Raw genomic sequence first — 16,742 nt, forward strand, 5'->3', positions numbered from 1 at the left:
GAGAAAACATGGTCGATTTCACCAAGGTCCGCGCCATCGACATCCACACCCACGCCGAAGAGCCGTGTGGTTGCCACGCCGACGACGGTTACGACGAGCTGCAGAGTACGATGGCGAAATACTTCGGCGCGCCGTGGTCGCACCCGCCGACCATCGCCCAGACCGCCGCCCATTACCGCGAGCAGAACATCGCCGCGGTAATCTTTCCCGTCGATGCCGAGCGCGAGACCGGGTACCGCCGCTACTCGAACGACGAGGTGCTGGCCGAGGTTGCCCGCCACGACGACGTGCTGATCCCCTTTGCCTCGATCGACCCATGGAAGGGCAAGCTTGCGGTCCGCGAGGCTCGTCGGCTGATCGAAGAGCATGGGGTCCGCGGGTTCAAGTTCCACCCCACCATGCAGGGGTTCTATCCCAACGATCGCATGGCCTACCCGTTTTACGAGGTGCTCGCCGAACATCGCTGCATCGGCCTCTTTCATACCGGACAGACCGGTGTCGGCTCGGGGATGCGGTCGGGCAAAGGCATGCGGCTGAAATATTCCAACCCGATGCACCTCGACGATGTGGCTGTGGATTTTCCGGACATGAGCATCATCGCCGCCCACCCGTCCTTCCCGTGGCAGGAGGAGGCGCTGGCCGTGGCCCAGCACAAGCCCAATGTCTACATCGATCTGTCCGGCTGGTCGCCGAGGTATTTTCCGAAGATCCTCGTGCAGTACGCCAACACCATGCTGCGGAGAAAGATGCTGTTCGGCAGTGACTGGCCGATGATCTCGCCCGAGAAATGGCTGGACGCCTTCGACAAGGCCGACTTCCGCGACGAGGTGCGCCCGCTCATCCTGAAAGAGAACGCCATGCGTCTGCTCGGGGTGACGGAATGACCGCGCCCCTGAGAAGGTTGAAGGTCACCGGCCTCAGCCCCTGCTCCGCTCCGGTCCTGCGGCCATGACACCGTTTCGTGCGCCGACCGGTGACATCCTTGCCTCGCTGCGGCGCGCCGCGCGGGGGGGGGATTGGGACACGGATGTCGCCGCCGAGGTCATCGGCCATTTTGCCGCCTTTGCCGAGGGGGTGCTCGCGCCGCTCGACGCCCCGGGGGACGCGCAGGGCTGTCGGCTTGACGGTGGCCGGGTGCGGATGCCTGACGGGTTTCCCGCGGCCTACGCCGAGCTGGCCGAGGGTGGATGGCAGGGCCTGCGGATCCCCGAACGCTTCGGCGGCATGGGCCTCGATCCGCTGACCGGGGCGGGGGTGTCCGAAATCTTTTCGGGCGCGAACCATTCGCTGCAGATGGTGACCTCGCTGGTCCCCGGCGCAGTCGAGGTTCTGCTGCAGTTCGGCACGCCCGCGCAGCAGGCCCGCCACATCCCCGCGATGGCGAGCGGAGAGACGCTCGCCACCATGGCGCTGACCGAGCCCGGCGCGGGATCCGACCTCGCCCCGATCCGCACCCGAGCGGTCCGGGACGGCGAGGGCTGGCGGATCTCCGGCGAGAAGATCTTCATCTCTGGGGGGGGTCAGGACCTTTCCTCGCGGATCCTTCATCTGGTGCTGGCGCGGTCTGGTGACCCTGACAGTGGCACGCGCGGGCTTTCGCTGTTCCTGTGCTCCCCCGGCGATGGCGGCGTCTCGGTCACGCGGATCGAGGACAAGCTGGGGCTGCACGCTTCGCCCACCTGCCAGCTCGTCTTCGACGGCGCACGGGCCGAGCTGGTCGGCACCGAGGGGGGCGGTCTGCGGGCCATGTTCGCCATGATGAACCACGCGAGGCTGGATGTCGCGCTGCAGGGGGTGGCCCATGCCGCGCGCGCCGCGGACCTCGCACGCCACTACGCCGCCGAGCGGCAGCAGGGACGCGGCGCCGACGGCCGGCCGGTGACGATCGACCATCATGCCGACGTTGCCCGAATGATCGGCGAGTGTGAGCGCCTCGCCCGGGCCGGGCGGCACCTCTGCCACCTGACCCTTGCCGCCATGCAGCGGGATCAACGGGACTTTGTCGAGTTCATGACCCCGGTCTGCAAATACGCCTGCACCGAGGGCGGCATCCGCGCCGCCGACCTCGCCATCCAGGTCATGGGCGGCTACGGCTACCTGCGAGAATACGGCGCTGAGCAGAACTGGCGCGACGCCCGCATCTGCGCGATCTACGAGGGCACGAATGGCATCCACGCCCGCACCACCGCGACGCGCAGCCTCTCGCTGAACGGGGGGGCCGGGGCGCGTGCCTTTGCGGCCTTTCTGGCCGAAAGCGGCGTGGACCCCTCGGGATGGGAGGCCGAGGCGGCGCGGATCGCCGCGATGCCTGATCCAGCGGCTGAGGCTGACGCGTTCATGCAGCTCACCGCGCGACTGGCGCTCGACGCGGCCGACCAACGGCTGGCGATGTAAAACGCTGTAGCGTGGCGCACGGTTGGCGCCTCGATCGTCCATTGCCGAGACGGTCCAGGTGCGCCGTGAACCCTCGCGCTTTACCTCGCCCGGCCTACGTTGCCACTGGCATCTGGCCCCGTCTTCCCCGAAGGTCCGTCACGGGCGCTGGCCGGCAACCCGGCCCGGCGCCGCACGCTGCCGTGTCTATGAGGGGCACCCATGTCGCACACGCAAATCGCCATCGTCGGGGCGGGGCTGATCGGCCGCCCCTGGGCCTATGTGTTCTCCCGCGCCGGGTCGACCGTCCGGGTCTGGGACGCCGATCCCGCCGCGCTCGACCGCCTGCCGGCCGAGATCGCCGCCATGATCGACGCCGCCGGGGGCGACCCCGCCATCGCGGAACGCATCCGCGCCGTGCCGACGCTGGCCGAGGCGCTCGACGGGGCGGCGCTGGTGCAGGAGAACGGTCCCGAGCGGATCGAGGTCAAGCGCGAACTGTTCGCCGCGATGGATGCCGCGGCCGCGCCCGGGACGATCCTCGCCTCGTCCTCGTCGGCGCTGCCGGCGTCCGCGTTCTCGGCCGGGCTGCCGGGCGCGGCGCGCTGCCTCGTCGCCCATCCGGTCAACCCGCCCCATGTCGTGCCGGTGGTCGAACTCTGTCCCTCGCCCGCGACCGATCCCGCCGTCATGGCCCGCGCGCAGGCGATCTATGCCGCCGCCGGGCAGGTGCCCGTCCTGCTCTCGCGCGAGATCGAGGGGTTCGTCCTCAACCGCCTGCAGGCCGCGCTGCTGGCCGAGGCGATGCGGCTCGTCGACGAGGGTATCTGCACGGTCGAGGGGCTGGACGATACCGTGAAGCACGGGCTCGGCCGCCGCTGGGCGATCATGGGCCCGCTCGAGACGATCTCGCTCAACGCGCCCGACGGGGTGCCCGACTACATCCGCCGCTATGGCCCGATGCTGGCGGGGCTGGCCGACAGCTGCGCCCAGGGCGAAGCCTTCACCGCCAGCGCCGCCGAGCGGGTCGCCGCCGCCTTCCCCCAGCGCGCCACGCCCGAGGGCGTCCGTGCCGGCACCGCCTGGCGCGACGCGGAGCTCGCCGCGCTCGACATCCACCTGCGCAGCCGCGCCCGAAAGGACTAGGACCATGGCCAAGACCCGCAAGACGATCATCACCTGCGCCGTGACCGGGGCGATCCACACGCCGTCGATGTCGCCGCACCTGCCGATCACCCCGGCCGAGATCGCCGAGGCCGCCATCGGCGCCGCCGAGGCCGGCGCGGCCATCGTCCACCTGCACGCCCGCGACCCCCAGGACGGCCGCCCCGACCAGTCGCCCGAGGCGTTCCTGCCGTTCCTGCAGGTCATCAAGCAGCGCTCGGACGTGGTGCTGAACCTCACGACCGGCGGCGCCCCCACCATGACCATCGAGCAGCGGATGAAACCCGCCGCGACCTTCCGCCCCGAGGTCGCCTCGATGAACATGGGGACGATGAACTTCGGCCTCTTCCCGATGCTCGACCGCTTCGAGGGCAAGCTGAAGCACGCGTGGGAACAGGATTACCTCGGCAACCGCGACATCGTGTTCCGCAACACCTTCGGCGATCTCGAGCGGGTGATGACCGATCTCGGCGCCAACGGCACCCGGTTCGAGTTCGAGTGCTACGACACCTCGCACCTCTACAACCTCAAGTATTTCCACGACCGCGGCATCGTGAAGGGGCCGCTCTTCATCCAGACGGTGTTCGGGCTGATGGGCGGGATCGGCGCACACCCGGACGACGTGATGCACATGAAGCGCACCGCCGACCGGCTGTTCGGCGACCAATATCGATGGTCGGTTCTCGGGGCGGGCAAGAACCAGCTGCCGATCGCGGCGATGGCCGCGGCGATGGGCGGCAACGTCCGCGTGGGCCTCGAGGATTCTCTCTGGGCCGGGCCCGGCAAGCTGGCCGAGACGAACGCCCAGCAGGTGCGGCTGGTGCGCCAGATCATCGAGGGGCTGGGGCTCGAGATCGCGACCCCCGACGAGGCACGCGAGATCCTCGCCCTCAAGGGCACCGACGATCTGGGGTTCTGAGGTCCGCCTACCCCCTCCGCCCACGCCCCTCCCCGCGCCGCCGTTGAACCCGCCGCGGCGCGGGGGTAGCGTGCCGCTCAAATGGAGGCACTCATGGACGACAAGAGCTGGGCCGCACGGGCCGAGGAATATTCGCTTTACGGCTTCACCGACCTGCCGAGCGTGCACGACCGCGGCACGATCGTGCTGACCCACGGCGAAGGCCCCTATGTCTTCGACACCGAGGGCCGCAAGTGGCTCGACGCCAACTCGGGGCTCTGGAACATGGTCGCGGGCTTCGACCACAAGGGCCTGATCGAGGCCGCCAAGGCGCAGTACGACCGCTTCCCCGGCTACCATGCCTTCTTCGGCCGGATGTCCGACCAGACCGTGATGCTGTCGGAAAAGCTGGTCGAGGTCTCGCCCTTCGCCCGCGGCAAGGTGTTCTACACCAACTCGGGGTCCGAGGCGAACGACACCATGGTCAAGATGCTGTGGTTCCTCGGCCGCAGCGAAGGCCAGCCGCAGCGGCGCAAGATCCTGACCCGCTGGAACGCCTATCACGGCGTCACGGCGGTCAGCGCGTCGATGACCGGCAAGCCCTACAACGAGGTCTTCGGCCTGCCGCTCGAGGGCTTCATCCACCTCACCTGCCCGCATTTCTGGCGCTACGGCAACCCGGGCGAAAGCGAGGCCGAGTTCGTCGCCCGCCTCGCGGCCGAGCTCGAGGACACCATCGCCCGTGAGGGCGCCGACACCATCGCCGGCTTCTTCGCCGAGCCGGTGCAGGGCGCGGGCGGGGTGATCCCGCCGGCCGAGGGCTATTTCCAGGCCATCCAGCCGATCCTGAAGACGCACGGCATCCCGCTGATCTCGGACGAGGTCATCTGCGGCTTCGGCCGCACCGGCTCGACCTGGGGCTGCGAGACCTACGGCTTTACGCCCGACGCGATCATCAGCTCGAAGAACCTGACCGCCGGGCTTTTCCCGATGGGCGCGGTGATCCTCGGGCCGGAGCTCTCGGACCGGCTCGACACCGCCATCGAGGCGATCGAGGAGTTCCCGCATGGCTTCACCGCCTCGGGCCACCCGGTCGGCTGCGCCATCGCGCTCAAGGCCATCGACGTGGTGATGAACGAGGGGCTGGCCGAGAACGTGGTGAAGGGCGCCCCGCGGATGGAGGCGGGGCTGCGCCGGATCATGCAGAAGCACGCCAACATCGGCGAACTGCGCGGGATCGGCTACATGTGGGCGCTCGAGGCGGTCAAGAACGCCGAGACGAAGGAGCCCTTCCCCGGCAAGCTCTCGGTGAGCGAGCGGATCGCCAACACCTGCACCGACCTCGGGCTGATCTGCCGGCCGCTCGGGCAGTCGATCGTGCTCTGCCCGCCGTTCATCCTGACCGACGCGCAGATGGACGAGATGTTCGAGAAACTCGACGCGGCGCTGACGCGGGTGTTCGACGGCCTCAGGGCCGAAGGCGAGGCCTGAGCCACGACGCCGATGCCGGCCGGTTTCCTCCGGCCGGCGTCTGGGCCGTCGCCTCAACCGCCGGCAGCCATGATCGCCGGCCCGCGATCAAGCAGGCGAGCGCAACTTCGCCGAGTCGAACGCAGATCGCGTCAACCGACAATTGACCGGTATCCCCATCGCCGCTAAGCCCGCGCGGCAACGCTCAAGCGGATCGGCGCCCCTTGTCCTCACCCCGTTTCATCCTGTTCGTCGCCGGAATGCACCGCAGCGGCACGTCATTCCTCGGCGAATGCTGCGGGGCGCTCGGGCTGGCATTGCCCGACGACCGGGGCGCCCCCGCGCCCGACAATCCCCGCGGGCATTTCGAGCCGCAGGCGGTTGTCGCGCTGAACGACGCCATCCTCGCCGAGGCGGGCGCAGTGTGGCAACGGATCGGCGCGCCGGACCTTCCTTCCGGCGACCCTGCGCTGTTCGAGCGGATCGACGCGGCGCTGGCTGAGAGCTTTGGCACGTCGGACCGCCTGATGGTCAAGGACCCCCGGCTGTCGCTGACCTTTCCCCTCTGGCTCGAGTGGGCGCGCGTTCGTGAGGTCGATGCAGCCGCGCTGATCGCCGTCCGCGACCCGCGCGAGACAGCTCACTCGCTTGCCCGTCGCGACGGAATGGATGCTGATGCCGCGATGCACTCGTGGATCGGCTACACGCTGGGCGCGCTGAGCGCGACCGAGACGCTGCCGCGCGAACTGGTGGTGTTTCCCGACTGGACCACGGCGCCCGAGGCAACGCTCGAGCGCATCGCGCGGCTGATCGGTCAGCCAGTGCCCGAAACCGCGCACGCGCTCGTGGCCGAGGCGTTCCAGCCCGATGCGGTCCATGGCCGCGGCGACACCGCTGCCGCCGACGGCCCGGTCGAGGCGCTGGCGCTCGACCTCTTCGCCCTCCTGCGCGAGGCGGCCGAGGTAGGCCGCGTGCCCGACCGGGCGGCTCTGGCCGCGTTTTCAGCCACATTCGAACGCCTGTCCGCCGGGGCGAGGGGGATCGAAGCGGTGCACGCCGCGCGCCACCGCACCGACGCGGAATTGCTGGCGCAGCGCGACGCCCGCACCGCCGAACTTCAGCTCCATGTCGCTGCCACCGAAGCGCAGCGTGACGAGGCGGTCGCGTCGCTCACGCAGATGCTGCGTGCGACCGAGATCCAGCGCGACGAAGCCATCGCCGCGATCGACGATGCCTTCGAGAGCGGCCGCCGTGACGCCAGGGGGATCGCGGTCGAGCGCGACAACGCCCGCGCGCTTCTCGCCGCCACCGAGGCACAGAGGGACGAGGCGGTCGCAGCATTCTCACAGCGCCTGGCCGCCACCGAAGCGCAGCGTGACGAGGCGGTCGCCGCCTTCTCCGCGCGGCTCGCCGCAACGGAAACCCAGCGGGACGAGGCGCTGGCGCTGATCGGCCCGATGGCGGCGCAACGCGACCACCTGCAGGCACTTCTGACCGCGACCGAGGCGCAGCGCGACGAGATGACCGCGCTGGCCGATGACCGCTGGGCCGTCATCGAGGACCTGCAGGACCGCCTCGCCCATGCCAGCGCCCACATCGCCGCCTCGGATCAACTGCTGAACGAGACCCGCGCCTTTCTTGAACTCGAGCGCCGCACGATCCTCAAGCCGCTTTACCGCCGGGCCTATTCGGTGGGCGGGCGGGCGCTGCGCCGGGCGATGCCCGGGGCGCTGGTCGAACGGCTCAAGCGCCGCCTGCCGGTGCCGGGCGGGATCCCCCGCGGGCTCGCGTTCGTGCCGCTGCCGTCCGAGGCCGCCCCGGCCCAAGCCTACGCGGCGGTCCCCCCGGGCGCCCCGGGCAAGCCCGACATCTTCATCCTCTCGATCATCAACTGGGACTTCCGCACCCAGCGCCCGCAGCATCTGGCGACCGAGATGGCCGCCGCCGGGCACCGCGTCTTCTTCCTCGAGATGGAGACGAACCCGCGCGAGGGCACGGTGCGCGCGGTCGCGCCCGGGGTCCATGTGGTCAGGCTGCCCAATCGCGGGATGCGCGGCCTTGCCGCCTATACCGGCGTGCCCTCGCCCGACGCGGCGCGGGCCTGGGTCGGGCATTTCCACGCCTTCGCCGATGCCGTCGGCAGCACGCCCGTGGCCCATGTGGTGGTCGAGCATCCCTACTGGTGGCACCTCGCCAAGCACCTCTCGCCCGAGTACCAGATCACCTTCGACTGCATGGACGACATCGGCGGCTTCTCGAACACCGAAGCCCATGTCCTCGAGGCCGAGCTCGACACGATCGCGCGGGCCGACAAGATGATCGTCAGCTCGCAGTATCTCTTCGACAAGTTCGGGGCCGCGCGCCGGGTGGCGATGGTGCGCAACGGCACCGACGTGAGCCACTTCACCCGCGACCCCGACGAGGTGCCCGCGCCGCGCTGGCTCGAGGGCCGGCTGGGGCGGGGGACGATCCGGGTGGGCTACGTCGGCGCCATCGCCGAGTGGTTCGACACCGACCTGCTCGAGCGGGTGGCGCGGGACAATCCCGACTTCGACATCCACCTCTGCGGGGCGGTCACCGCCGAGGCGCCGATGCGGCTCGACGCGCTGGCCAACGTGACGCTGCACGGCGAGATCCCCTACGCCGACGTTCCCGCGTTCCACCGGCAGATGGACGTGCTGATCATCCCGTTCCAGCTTCTGCCGATCATCAAGGCCTGCGACCCGGTCAAGTTCTACGAATACTCGGCCGTGAAGCGCCCGACCGTCTCGACCCCGCTGCCCGAGCTGGCGCGGGCGGGCGATCTGGTGTTCCGCGCCTCGGACGCGAAGGGCTTCGCCGAGCAGATCCGCCGCGCCGCGCCGCTCGCCCGCGACCCGGACTTCGGCGCCCGGCTGCGGCAATACGCGCTCGACAACGACTGGCGCTTCCGCGCCGCCGACATGCTGGCCGAGATGGGGCGCGAGCCGAAGCTGTCGGTCGTGGTCCTGCATTACGGCGCCGACACCGACATGACGCTGGCCGCGCTGCACGCCATGCTCGGCACCGGCGAGGTCTATCCGAACCTCGAGGTGGTGCTGGTCGACAACGGCTCGACGCCCGAGGTTCTGGCCGTCCTGCGCGACCGCGCCGCCGCCGACGACCGCATCCGGCTGGTCGAGAACGGCGAGAACCTGGGCTTTGCGCGCGGTAACAACGCCGGCATCCGCGCCGCCACCGGCGAATTCGTGCTGCTTCTGAACAACGACACCTTCCTCGCCCCCGGCGCGCTGCTGGCGATGGTCCGGCATCTGCAGCGCAACCCCGAGCTGGGCATCGTCGGGCCGATGACCAACAACATCGGCAACGAGGCGCGGATCGAGATCGCCTACGCCGACATGGACCAGATGGCCCGCGCCGCCCGCGACCTCGCCACCGGGCATCGCGGCCAGTGGACGCCGATCGCCGTCTGCGCCTATTTCTGCGCCATGTTCCGCCGCGCCGATCTCGACCGGCTGGGGCTGCTGCCCGAGATCTACGGCCGCGGGATGTTCGAGGACGACGACCACTGCGCGACCTTCCATGAGGCCGGGCTCGCCACCGGGCTGGCCGAGGATGCGTTCTGCCACCACCACCTGTCGGCCACCTTCGACGCCCTGCCCTCGGGCGAGAAACAGGCGCTGTTCCAGCGCAACAAGGCGCTTTACGAGGCGCGCTGGGGGGCCTGGGTGCCGCACCGCTACCGCGAGGGGCGGCCGGCCTCGACGCTCGACAGGGGATAGGCGATGAGCCAGCGCACCATCATCCTGCACTACCACATCTACAAGAATGCGGGCACGTCCTTCGACCACGTGCTGAGCCACAACTTCGGCGACCGGCACGAAAGCTTCGACGGCCCCTACCCGTTCTTCTCGATCGACCAGGAGCAGCTCGACCGGATCATCCTGCGTCGTCCGGCGGCGGTGGCGTTCTCGTCCCACCAGATCACCCTGCCGCCGCCGAGTTCGCTCGACTACCGCCCCCTCAGCGCCATCTTCGTCCGCAACCCGTTCCTGCGGATCGCCTCGATCTACCGCTTCAAGCGGGGTCCCGACGCCGACGACGGCACCCCGCTCGCGCATCTGCCGCGCGAGGAGCGGGTGCGCGTCCTCGAGGCGCGGGGGGAGTATGTCGAGCTGGCCGACAGCCTCGACACCACCAGCACCGCCGAGGCGGCGCGCCAGCACGACTTCGCCGGCTGGCTCGACCATTGCCTGTCCACGCCGTCCGAGATCGTCCACGTGTCGAACGCGCAGACCCGCTTCTTCTCGGGCGTGCCGCGCTCGCGCCCGTTGCTGCGGCGTGGCCCGGCGGGGCTGAGCTACGATTTGTCGACCGCGCTGCGGACGCTGGCCGGGGTCGAGCTGCTGGGCCGCACCGAGGCGTTCGAGGCCGACGTGGCGCGCTTCGCCGAGATTCTCGCGGGCTTCGGCCTGCCGCTCGCGCTGCCCGAGGATACCCGCAAGAACGTGACCGACGACCACGGCCAGACGACGGATGCGCGGGTCGAGGCGCTGCTCGGCGCGCTGCCCCCGGCGTTGCGCCGCCGGATCGAGGCCGCGAACGCGCAGGACATGGCGCTTTACGACCGCGCCGTGGCGCTGATCGAGAAGGACCACCGGCCTTGACCCGCAAGACCGTGCTGGTGACCGTCGGCACCCGCCCCGAGGCGATCAAGATGGCGCCGGTGATCCAGGCGCTGAAGTCCGACCCCGACCTCGACTGCCGGGTGCTCGCCACCGCGCAGCACCGGCAGATGCTCGACCAGGTGCTCGGGCTGTTCGGCATCGTTCCCGACATCGACCTCGACATCATGCAGCCCGGCCAGACCCTCACCGGCCTGACCGGGCGGCTGCTCATCGCGCTCGAGCGGGTGCTTTCGGCCGAGCGTCCCGACGCGGTGCTGGTGCAGGGCGACACGACCACGGTGCTCGCCACCGCGCTCGCGGCGTTCTACGACCGCATCCCGGTCGGCCATGTCGAGGCGGGGCTGCGGACCGGGGACATCCTCAACCCCTTCCCCGAAGAGATGAACCGCGTCGTCGCCAGCCACCTGACGCGCTGGCACTTCGCGCCCACCCGGACCGCCGCCGACCGGCTGGCGGCCGAGGGCTACCGGCCCGAGGCGATCCACGTCACCGGCAACACCGTGATCGACGCGCTGCACCACACCGTGGCGCTGGCGCCCGACAGCGGGTTGCCGCTCGACCCGGCGAAGCGGCTTCTGCTCGTGACGCTGCACCGGCGCGAGAACTTCGGCGCCCCGCTCGGGCGGATCTGCGACGCGCTGGCCGGTCTGATGGCGGCCAACCCCGACCTGCAGATGGTGCTGCCGGTCCACCACAACCCGAACGTCCGCGGCGTGGTGCAGGACCGCTTCGGCGGCATGGACCGGGTGATCCTGTGCGAGCCGCTGGACTACGCCGCCTTCGTGGCGGTGATGGACCGCGCGACGCTGATCCTGTCGGACTCGGGCGGGGTGCAGGAAGAGGCCCCGGCCCTCGGCAAGCCGGTGCTGGTGCTGCGCGAGACGACCGAGCGTCCCGAGGCGGTGGCCGCGGGCGCCGCACGGCTGGTCGGCACGCAGACGGACGCGATCCGGGCCGCGGCGCAGGAACTGCTCGACGACCCCGCCGCCTATGCGGCGATGGCGCAGCGGATCTCGCCCTATGGCGACGGCAAGGCCGCGGGGCGGATCGTCGAGGTCCTGCGGCGCGACCTCGTCTGACGAAGACGTGCCGCCGGGACCCTCCCGGTTTCGCTTTCGCCGGGCCGAGGGTTTGGCTAGCCTCGCCCCCGATGGACGAGCTGACCCACACCCCCCACCCCGCCGGCGACCCCGGCCGGCGCGCCGACGGCGCGCCGCATCTGCCTGCGCCGCGGGGGTTCTGGCAGCGCATCGGCGACCGGCTGGCGGCGATGATCGGCCGCCCGCGCGCCGCCGTCCCGCCCGAGCGCTCGGTCGCCTTCACCATCGCGGTGATCGCGCTCGGCGCCAAGCTCGCCAAGGCCGACGGCCGCGTCGCGCGCGAGGAGGTCGCGGCCTTCCGCCGCATCTTCAAGATCCCGCGGACCGAGGAACGCCACGCCGCCCACGTCTTCGACCTCGCGCGCCGGGACGTGGCGGGCTTCGACCTCTGGGCCGCGCGGATCGCGGGGATGTTTCCACCCGGCGACCCGGTGCTGGTCGATGTGCTTGACGGGCTCTACGTCATCGCCACCGCCGACCACCCCAACCTGCACCCGGGCGAGGAACGGTTCCTCGACACCGTGGCGGGCATCTTCGCCATCCCCGAGCCGGTGGTCGAGGCGATCCGCGCCAGCCGCCTGCCGCAGCGCGGCTGCCCGCCCTGCGAGGTGCTGGGCATCCCCAACGGCACGCCGCTGGACGAGGCGCGGGCCCGCTACCGCGCGCTGATCCGCGAGAATCATCCCGACCGGGCGCTGGCCCACGGCCTGCCGCCCGAGGCGGTGCGGCTGGCCGAGACGCGCACCCGCGCGATCAACGCGGCCTGGGCCAGCTACCGCGCCCGCTTCGCGCCCCCGCAGCGCGGCGGGGAACCCGCGGGGGGCGGGGCCGGTTTCTGACGCAAGGCGGCGTCCGCGCCGCAGCGCTAGGAAAGGCTCACCGATGCTTCGTTTCCAGACCCGGGCCGTGACCCTCCCATCTGCCGCGCGTCTCGCGTCAGCCTCGCTCGGTTTCGCCGCCCTGCTGGCGGCCACGCTCGCCGCCGCCCCGGCGCCCGCCCAGACCCCGGCGCCGGCGACCCCGCAGACCCCTCAGGTGACACCCGCGCCGACGCCTTCCACCCCGTTCGAGATGCCGCGCGCCGACGACGCCGCCCCCGGCGGGGCGGCACCTGCGCCCTCGCCGCTCGATGAGCTGATGGAGAACATCTTCAGCCGCGCCCAGCCGCATCTCGAGGGGCTGGCCCGCGACATGGGCGGGCTGGTCGAGGAATATTCGCCGATGTTCGAGGAGCTGGGCGGGCTGATCGACGACATCCAGAATTACGAGATGCCGCCCGAGCGCCAGCCGAACGGCGACATCCTGATCCGCCGCAAGGCCGACGCGCCGCCGCCCCCGCCGCTGACCGAGCTGCCGCAACTGCTCGAGCGCGGTCAGACGCCCGAGCAGGGTGGCGCAGCCCCGCCCGCGCCCGGCGATGGCACCCCGCTCATGACTCCGCCGGCTGGCTCGACCGTCGATCTCTGAGCGCTAGTACTTCAGCCGCGCGAACTGCGACTTGCTCGCCGCCTCGCGCGCCTGCCCCAGCGTCTCGATTCCCTGCCGTGAAAGCAGCGGGATCAGCCGGGCAAAGACCTCGGCCGTCGCCAGCGCATCCCCCAGCGCCGTGTGCCGGCCGCCGATGGTGATGCCCAACCGGTCGGCAATCGCTTCGAGGCTGTGGCTCTCGCCCGCCGGGTGTACGATGGACGACAGCAGCAGCGTGTCGAGCACCGGGTGATCGAAGACGCAGCCGGTCGCGGTTTCCTTGAGTTTCAAAAACCTCATGTCGAAGGCGACGTTGTGGCCGACCAGCACGCTGCCCGCAGCGAAGCGGTGAAACACCGGCAGCACCTGCCCGATGGTCGGCATCCCGCGGACCATGTGCGGGTGGATGTGGTGGATCGGGATGCCCGCCTCGGGGATCGAGCGCTGCGGGTCCACGAGCTGGTCGATCGTCTCGCCCTTGAGGATGCGCGAGTTGAGGATGCGGACCGCGCCGATCTGGATGATCTCGTCGCCGCCCGCGGGATCGAGGCCGGTCGTCTCGCAGTCGAAGACGGTGAAGCTGAGGGCGGAGAGCGGCTGTTCGTCGGCCGCCGTGCCCGCGCCCGCGGTGAACAGGTCGAAGTCGTAGAACTCGGGCCGGCTGCCGATCTGCGCCTCGGGCGCGGCCACGTCCACCGCGGCGAGCGGCAAAAGCAACCGGAAGAACGGCTGCCCGCTTTCCCCGTCGATGCCGCGCCCGCGGTCGAGCCAGACCTCGCCGCCGTGCCGGTCCACGACCTCGCGGACCGAGACGCCGGTGCCCTGCCCGCCGGCCCGCATCTCCTGCGTCGGCAGCGCGGTCAGCCGCGCGGGGTCGGCGGCGGGCGCGCCGGGGCGGGCGACCCAGCCGAGGTCGAGATGCGCCCGCGGTCCGGTGCGGGTCAGCCGCAGCCACAGCACGGGGTCCACGACCATCTCGCGGATCTCGGCGGCCAGATGCGCCAGCGCCCGGATCAGGCCGAAGCTGTCGATCCTGAGCCACAGGTCGTCCTCGACCGGCGTCGTGGTGATCGGCGTGCCCGTCGCCTCGCCCAACTGCCGCACCGCCGCGGCGACGAGGTCGGCGCCCAGCATGTCGCTCAGCGGCCAGCGGGTGGCGAGGTTGGCCATGCCGCCTTCGGCCAGCGCCGCGACCCGGCCGCCCATCGCCCCCACCTCGTCGCGCACCACGGCCAGGAACCGCGCCCGGTCCTCGGGCTCGAGGTCGGGATAGTCGAGCATCTCGAGCGCGGCCTGCATGTTGGCGAGCCCCGCCCGGCTCGTCTCGGTCAGGCTCAAGAGCGCTGCATCGCGCCGCGACTGCTGCTGCTGGTCCAGCGTGATGTCGTCGATGAGCAGCACATAGCCAGAGAGCGCCGCATCCGCCGCATCCGCCCCGGTGGGGCGCACGGGCGAAAGGCTCACCCGCAGAAGCTGCCCGGTCTCGGACGCAGTGACGAACTGCGCGCCGGCGGCAGCGGCGGCCACCCCGCGGGCCATCCGCCCCTCGACCGTCTCGAGCGCGTGCGCCACCGCCGCCGGGTCGAGGAAATCGTGGATGTTGCGCCCCAGCCCCAGCAGCACGCCGCCCGGCGCCGCGGGCTCGGCCCCCACCGCGCGGGGCGCAAGCCGCGCCGCCAGCGCCCGGGCGCGGGCGTTGTAGAGCAGCACCCGCCCCTCGCGGGTGCAGACCACGACCGCGTGGTCCAGCTCGGCCATCAGCGCCGCGAGCTGGTCGCGCTGGTCCGAGACCGATCGGCTCGCCTCGTCCACCAGCCGCGCCATGTCCATCCGCAGCTCGTCGCGCTGCCGGGCGAGCTGGCCGATCTCCTCTCCCAGTGCGCGCAGCACCGGGGCGCCGTCGGGGACAAAGCGCAGCTCGGTCGCGCTGAGGTCGGCGGTGACGATCCGGGTCGCGTTCAAGAGCCGCGCGGCGTCGAGCACATGGGCCTGCCAGAGCCGCCGCATCACCCACGCGCCCCCAGCCAGTGCCGCGAGCCACAGCGCCAGCAGCACCGCGCCGACCGGCCCCCCGACCGCCGGCGCAACCGCGATCCCGCTGCCGCCGGTCACGAGGCGCACCGCCAGCAGCGCGACCGCCAGCCACGCGGCGAGCGCCAGCCCCGGCGCGAGCAGCGTCAGGATCAGCCCCCGCGTCGGCCTCATCCGATCAGCTCGCGGACCCGCTCGACCAGCTCGCGGGTCGAGAACGGCTTGACCATGTAGGCGTCGGCCCCGGCGCCGAGGCCGCGCGCCATGTCGGTCTCGCGCCCCTTGGCGGTCAGCATCAGGATGCGGGTCGCGGCGATCTCGGGGTCGGCGCGCACCGCCTCGCAGACCTCGAAGCCCGAGAGCGCCGGCATCATCCCGTCCAGCAGCACCAGCGCCGGGCGGTCGCGGCGGATCGCGGCCAGCGCCTCGGCCCCGTCGCGGGCGACCGAGACCTGATAGCCCGCGCGCTTCATCATGAATTCAAGCGAGATGACGATGTTCGGTTCGTCATCCGCGATCAGCACCTTGTGGCTCATCCCGCATCCCCCCTTTTGCCATCATAGGGCAGGCGGGTCAGGAATGTCGCCCCCTGTCCCCGCGCCGAATCGACATACATCGCCCCGCCCAGATGCTCGACGATGCGGCGGCTGATCGGCAGGCCGAGCCCGGTCCCGCCGGGGTGATCCTGGCCCGGGCCGACCTGGCGGAAGCGCTCGAACACCGCCTCGTGGTCCTCGGCGGCGATCCCCTCGCCGTCGTCGGTGACGCGCAGCAGCACCGTGTCGGGGCCGGGGCGGACCGCCACGGTGACCCGGCTGCGGGCGAACTTGGCGGCGTTCGACAGCAGGTTCATAACCACCTGCATCAGCCGGTCCGGGTCGGCGCGGACCGTGGGCATCGACGGCGGCAGCTCGAGGTCGACGACGATCCCCCGGGCGCGGAACAGCTCGGCCGTGGCCCGCACCGCGTCGGCGACCAGCCCCGGCAGATCGACGTCGGCGCTGGTCCAGTCGGCCTGCCCCGAATCGAGCTTCGCCATGTCCAGCACCTGGTTCACCAGCCGGCTCAGCCGCTGCGATTCGCCGACCACGATGCGCAGGAACTCCTCGCGCTGCGCGTCCTCCATGTCGGGGGCGTCCAGCATCAGCTCGGCCAGCGCCCGGATCGAGGTGAGCGGCGTGCGCAGCTCATGCGTGACCGAGGACATGAAGTCGTCCTTCATCCGGTCGAGGCTGGTCAGCGCCTCGTTCGCCGCCCGCAGCTCGGCGGTCGCCGCCTCGAGCGTCACCGACTTCTGCTCGAGCGCGCGGGCGTAGGCGCGAATCTGCGAGGCCTCGTCGAGGATCTCCAGCACGTCGCCGGGGGTCAGCGGCTCTTCCTGCGCGACCGAGGCGACCATGACGCGGGCCGAGGCCGCGCCGATGGCGCCGGCGATCTGCTGCTCGACCCGCTCGACCAGCGCCGCGTCGGCGATGCTGGTGATCGCCGCGCCCTCGGCCCCCGCGATGCGGCGCAGAAGGGCCAGCATCACCTCGGGCTCGATCCGGCGCAGGTCGAAGCGCTGGCAGCGGC

General features: G+C 71.3%; 13 protein-coding genes. 10 read left to right on the plus strand and 3 right to left on the minus strand.

All coding sequences use genetic code 11. The annotated features are described in order from the left end of the window. The first annotated feature begins 8 nt into the window (after positions 1 to 8). The 10 genes from ACFHYO_RS04835 to ACFHYO_RS04880 all read left to right on the plus strand — a co-directional run bounded on the left by ACFHYO_RS04835 (position 9) and on the right by ACFHYO_RS04880 (position 13,139). Positions 9 to 884 (plus strand): amidohydrolase family protein, encoded by an 876-nt coding sequence (locus ACFHYO_RS04835; RefSeq protein WP_394318758.1) that lies wholly within the window; start codon positions 9 to 11, stop codon positions 882 to 884. A 64-nt stretch (positions 885 to 948) separates the two neighbouring features. Beyond that, entirely contained in the window at positions 949 to 2,394 is a 1,446-nt protein-coding gene (locus ACFHYO_RS04840; RefSeq protein WP_394318760.1) for an acyl-CoA dehydrogenase family protein, read from the plus strand. Between the two features lie 201 nt (positions 2,395 to 2,595). Then, positions 2,596 to 3,519 carry a 3-hydroxyacyl-CoA dehydrogenase gene (locus ACFHYO_RS04845; protein ID WP_394318761.1) on the plus strand — a complete coding sequence of 308 codons (924 nt, stop codon included), beginning with the start codon at positions 2,596 to 2,598 and terminating at the stop codon, positions 3,517 to 3,519. A 4-nt stretch (positions 3,520 to 3,523) separates the two neighbouring features. After that, positions 3,524 to 4,456, plus strand: a complete 933-nt coding sequence (gene kce, locus ACFHYO_RS04850; protein WP_394318763.1) for a 3,5-dioxohexanoate:acetyl-CoA acetone transferase — start codon at positions 3,524 to 3,526, stop codon at positions 4,454 to 4,456. 93 nt (positions 4,457 to 4,549) lie between these two features. Continuing rightward, the gene (locus ACFHYO_RS04855; protein WP_043130487.1) at positions 4,550 to 5,926 is read left to right on the plus strand and encodes an aminotransferase; all 1,377 of its coding nucleotides are present in this window, start codon (positions 4,550 to 4,552) and stop codon (positions 5,924 to 5,926) included. Positions 5,927 to 6,129: 203 nt separating this feature from the next. Beyond that, positions 6,130 to 9,666 carry a glycosyltransferase gene (locus tag ACFHYO_RS04860; RefSeq protein ID WP_394318765.1) on the plus strand — a complete coding sequence of 1,179 codons (3,537 nt, stop codon included), beginning with the start codon at positions 6,130 to 6,132 and terminating at the stop codon, positions 9,664 to 9,666. Positions 9,667 to 9,669: 3 nt separating this feature from the next. After that, positions 9,670 to 10,551, plus strand: coding sequence for a hypothetical protein (locus ACFHYO_RS04865; protein ID WP_394318767.1), 882 nt, complete (start codon positions 9,670 to 9,672; stop codon positions 10,549 to 10,551). Then, positions 10,548 to 11,651: a non-hydrolyzing UDP-N-acetylglucosamine 2-epimerase gene (wecB, locus tag ACFHYO_RS04870; RefSeq protein ID WP_394318769.1), complete on the plus strand. Its 1,104-nt coding sequence runs from the start codon at positions 10,548 to 10,550 to the stop codon at positions 11,649 to 11,651. Before ACFHYO_RS04865 ends, wecB begins: the two co-directional genes overlap by 4 nt. Before the next feature lie 71 nt (positions 11,652 to 11,722). Further along, positions 11,723 to 12,511: a TerB family tellurite resistance protein gene (locus tag ACFHYO_RS04875; protein WP_081969057.1), complete on the plus strand. Its 789-nt coding sequence runs from the start codon at positions 11,723 to 11,725 to the stop codon at positions 12,509 to 12,511. 43 nt (positions 12,512 to 12,554) lie between these two features. Next, on the plus strand, positions 12,555 to 13,139 hold the full coding sequence (locus ACFHYO_RS04880; RefSeq protein ID WP_244961085.1) for a hypothetical protein: 585 nt from the start codon (positions 12,555 to 12,557) through the stop codon (positions 13,137 to 13,139). A 3-nt stretch (positions 13,140 to 13,142) separates the two neighbouring features. Here the strand turns inward: ACFHYO_RS04880 and ACFHYO_RS04885 are convergent, their stop codons facing one another. The 3 genes from ACFHYO_RS04885 to ACFHYO_RS04895 form a co-directional block, all read right to left on the minus strand. Beyond that, positions 13,143 to 15,344: a 3'-5' exonuclease gene (locus ACFHYO_RS04885; RefSeq protein ID WP_394318771.1), complete on the minus strand. Its 2,202-nt coding sequence runs from the start codon at positions 15,342 to 15,344 to the stop codon at positions 13,143 to 13,145. Next, complete coding sequence (locus tag ACFHYO_RS04890; RefSeq protein ID WP_394318773.1) at positions 15,341 to 15,706, minus strand: response regulator transcription factor; 366 nt, start codon at positions 15,704 to 15,706, stop codon at positions 15,341 to 15,343. The genes ACFHYO_RS04885 and ACFHYO_RS04890 overlap by 4 nt, the downstream gene beginning before the upstream one ends. Then, positions 15,703 to 16,742 (minus strand): sensor histidine kinase (locus ACFHYO_RS04895; protein WP_394318775.1); only part of this gene is annotated, 1,040 nt, incomplete at its 5' end. The genes ACFHYO_RS04890 and ACFHYO_RS04895, both read right to left, overlap by 4 nt.

This window comes from Paracoccus panacisoli (genome assembly GCF_042435015.1).
In the GTDB taxonomy this organism is placed as follows: Bacteria; Pseudomonadota; Alphaproteobacteria; order Rhodobacterales; family Rhodobacteraceae; genus Paracoccus; species Paracoccus panacisoli.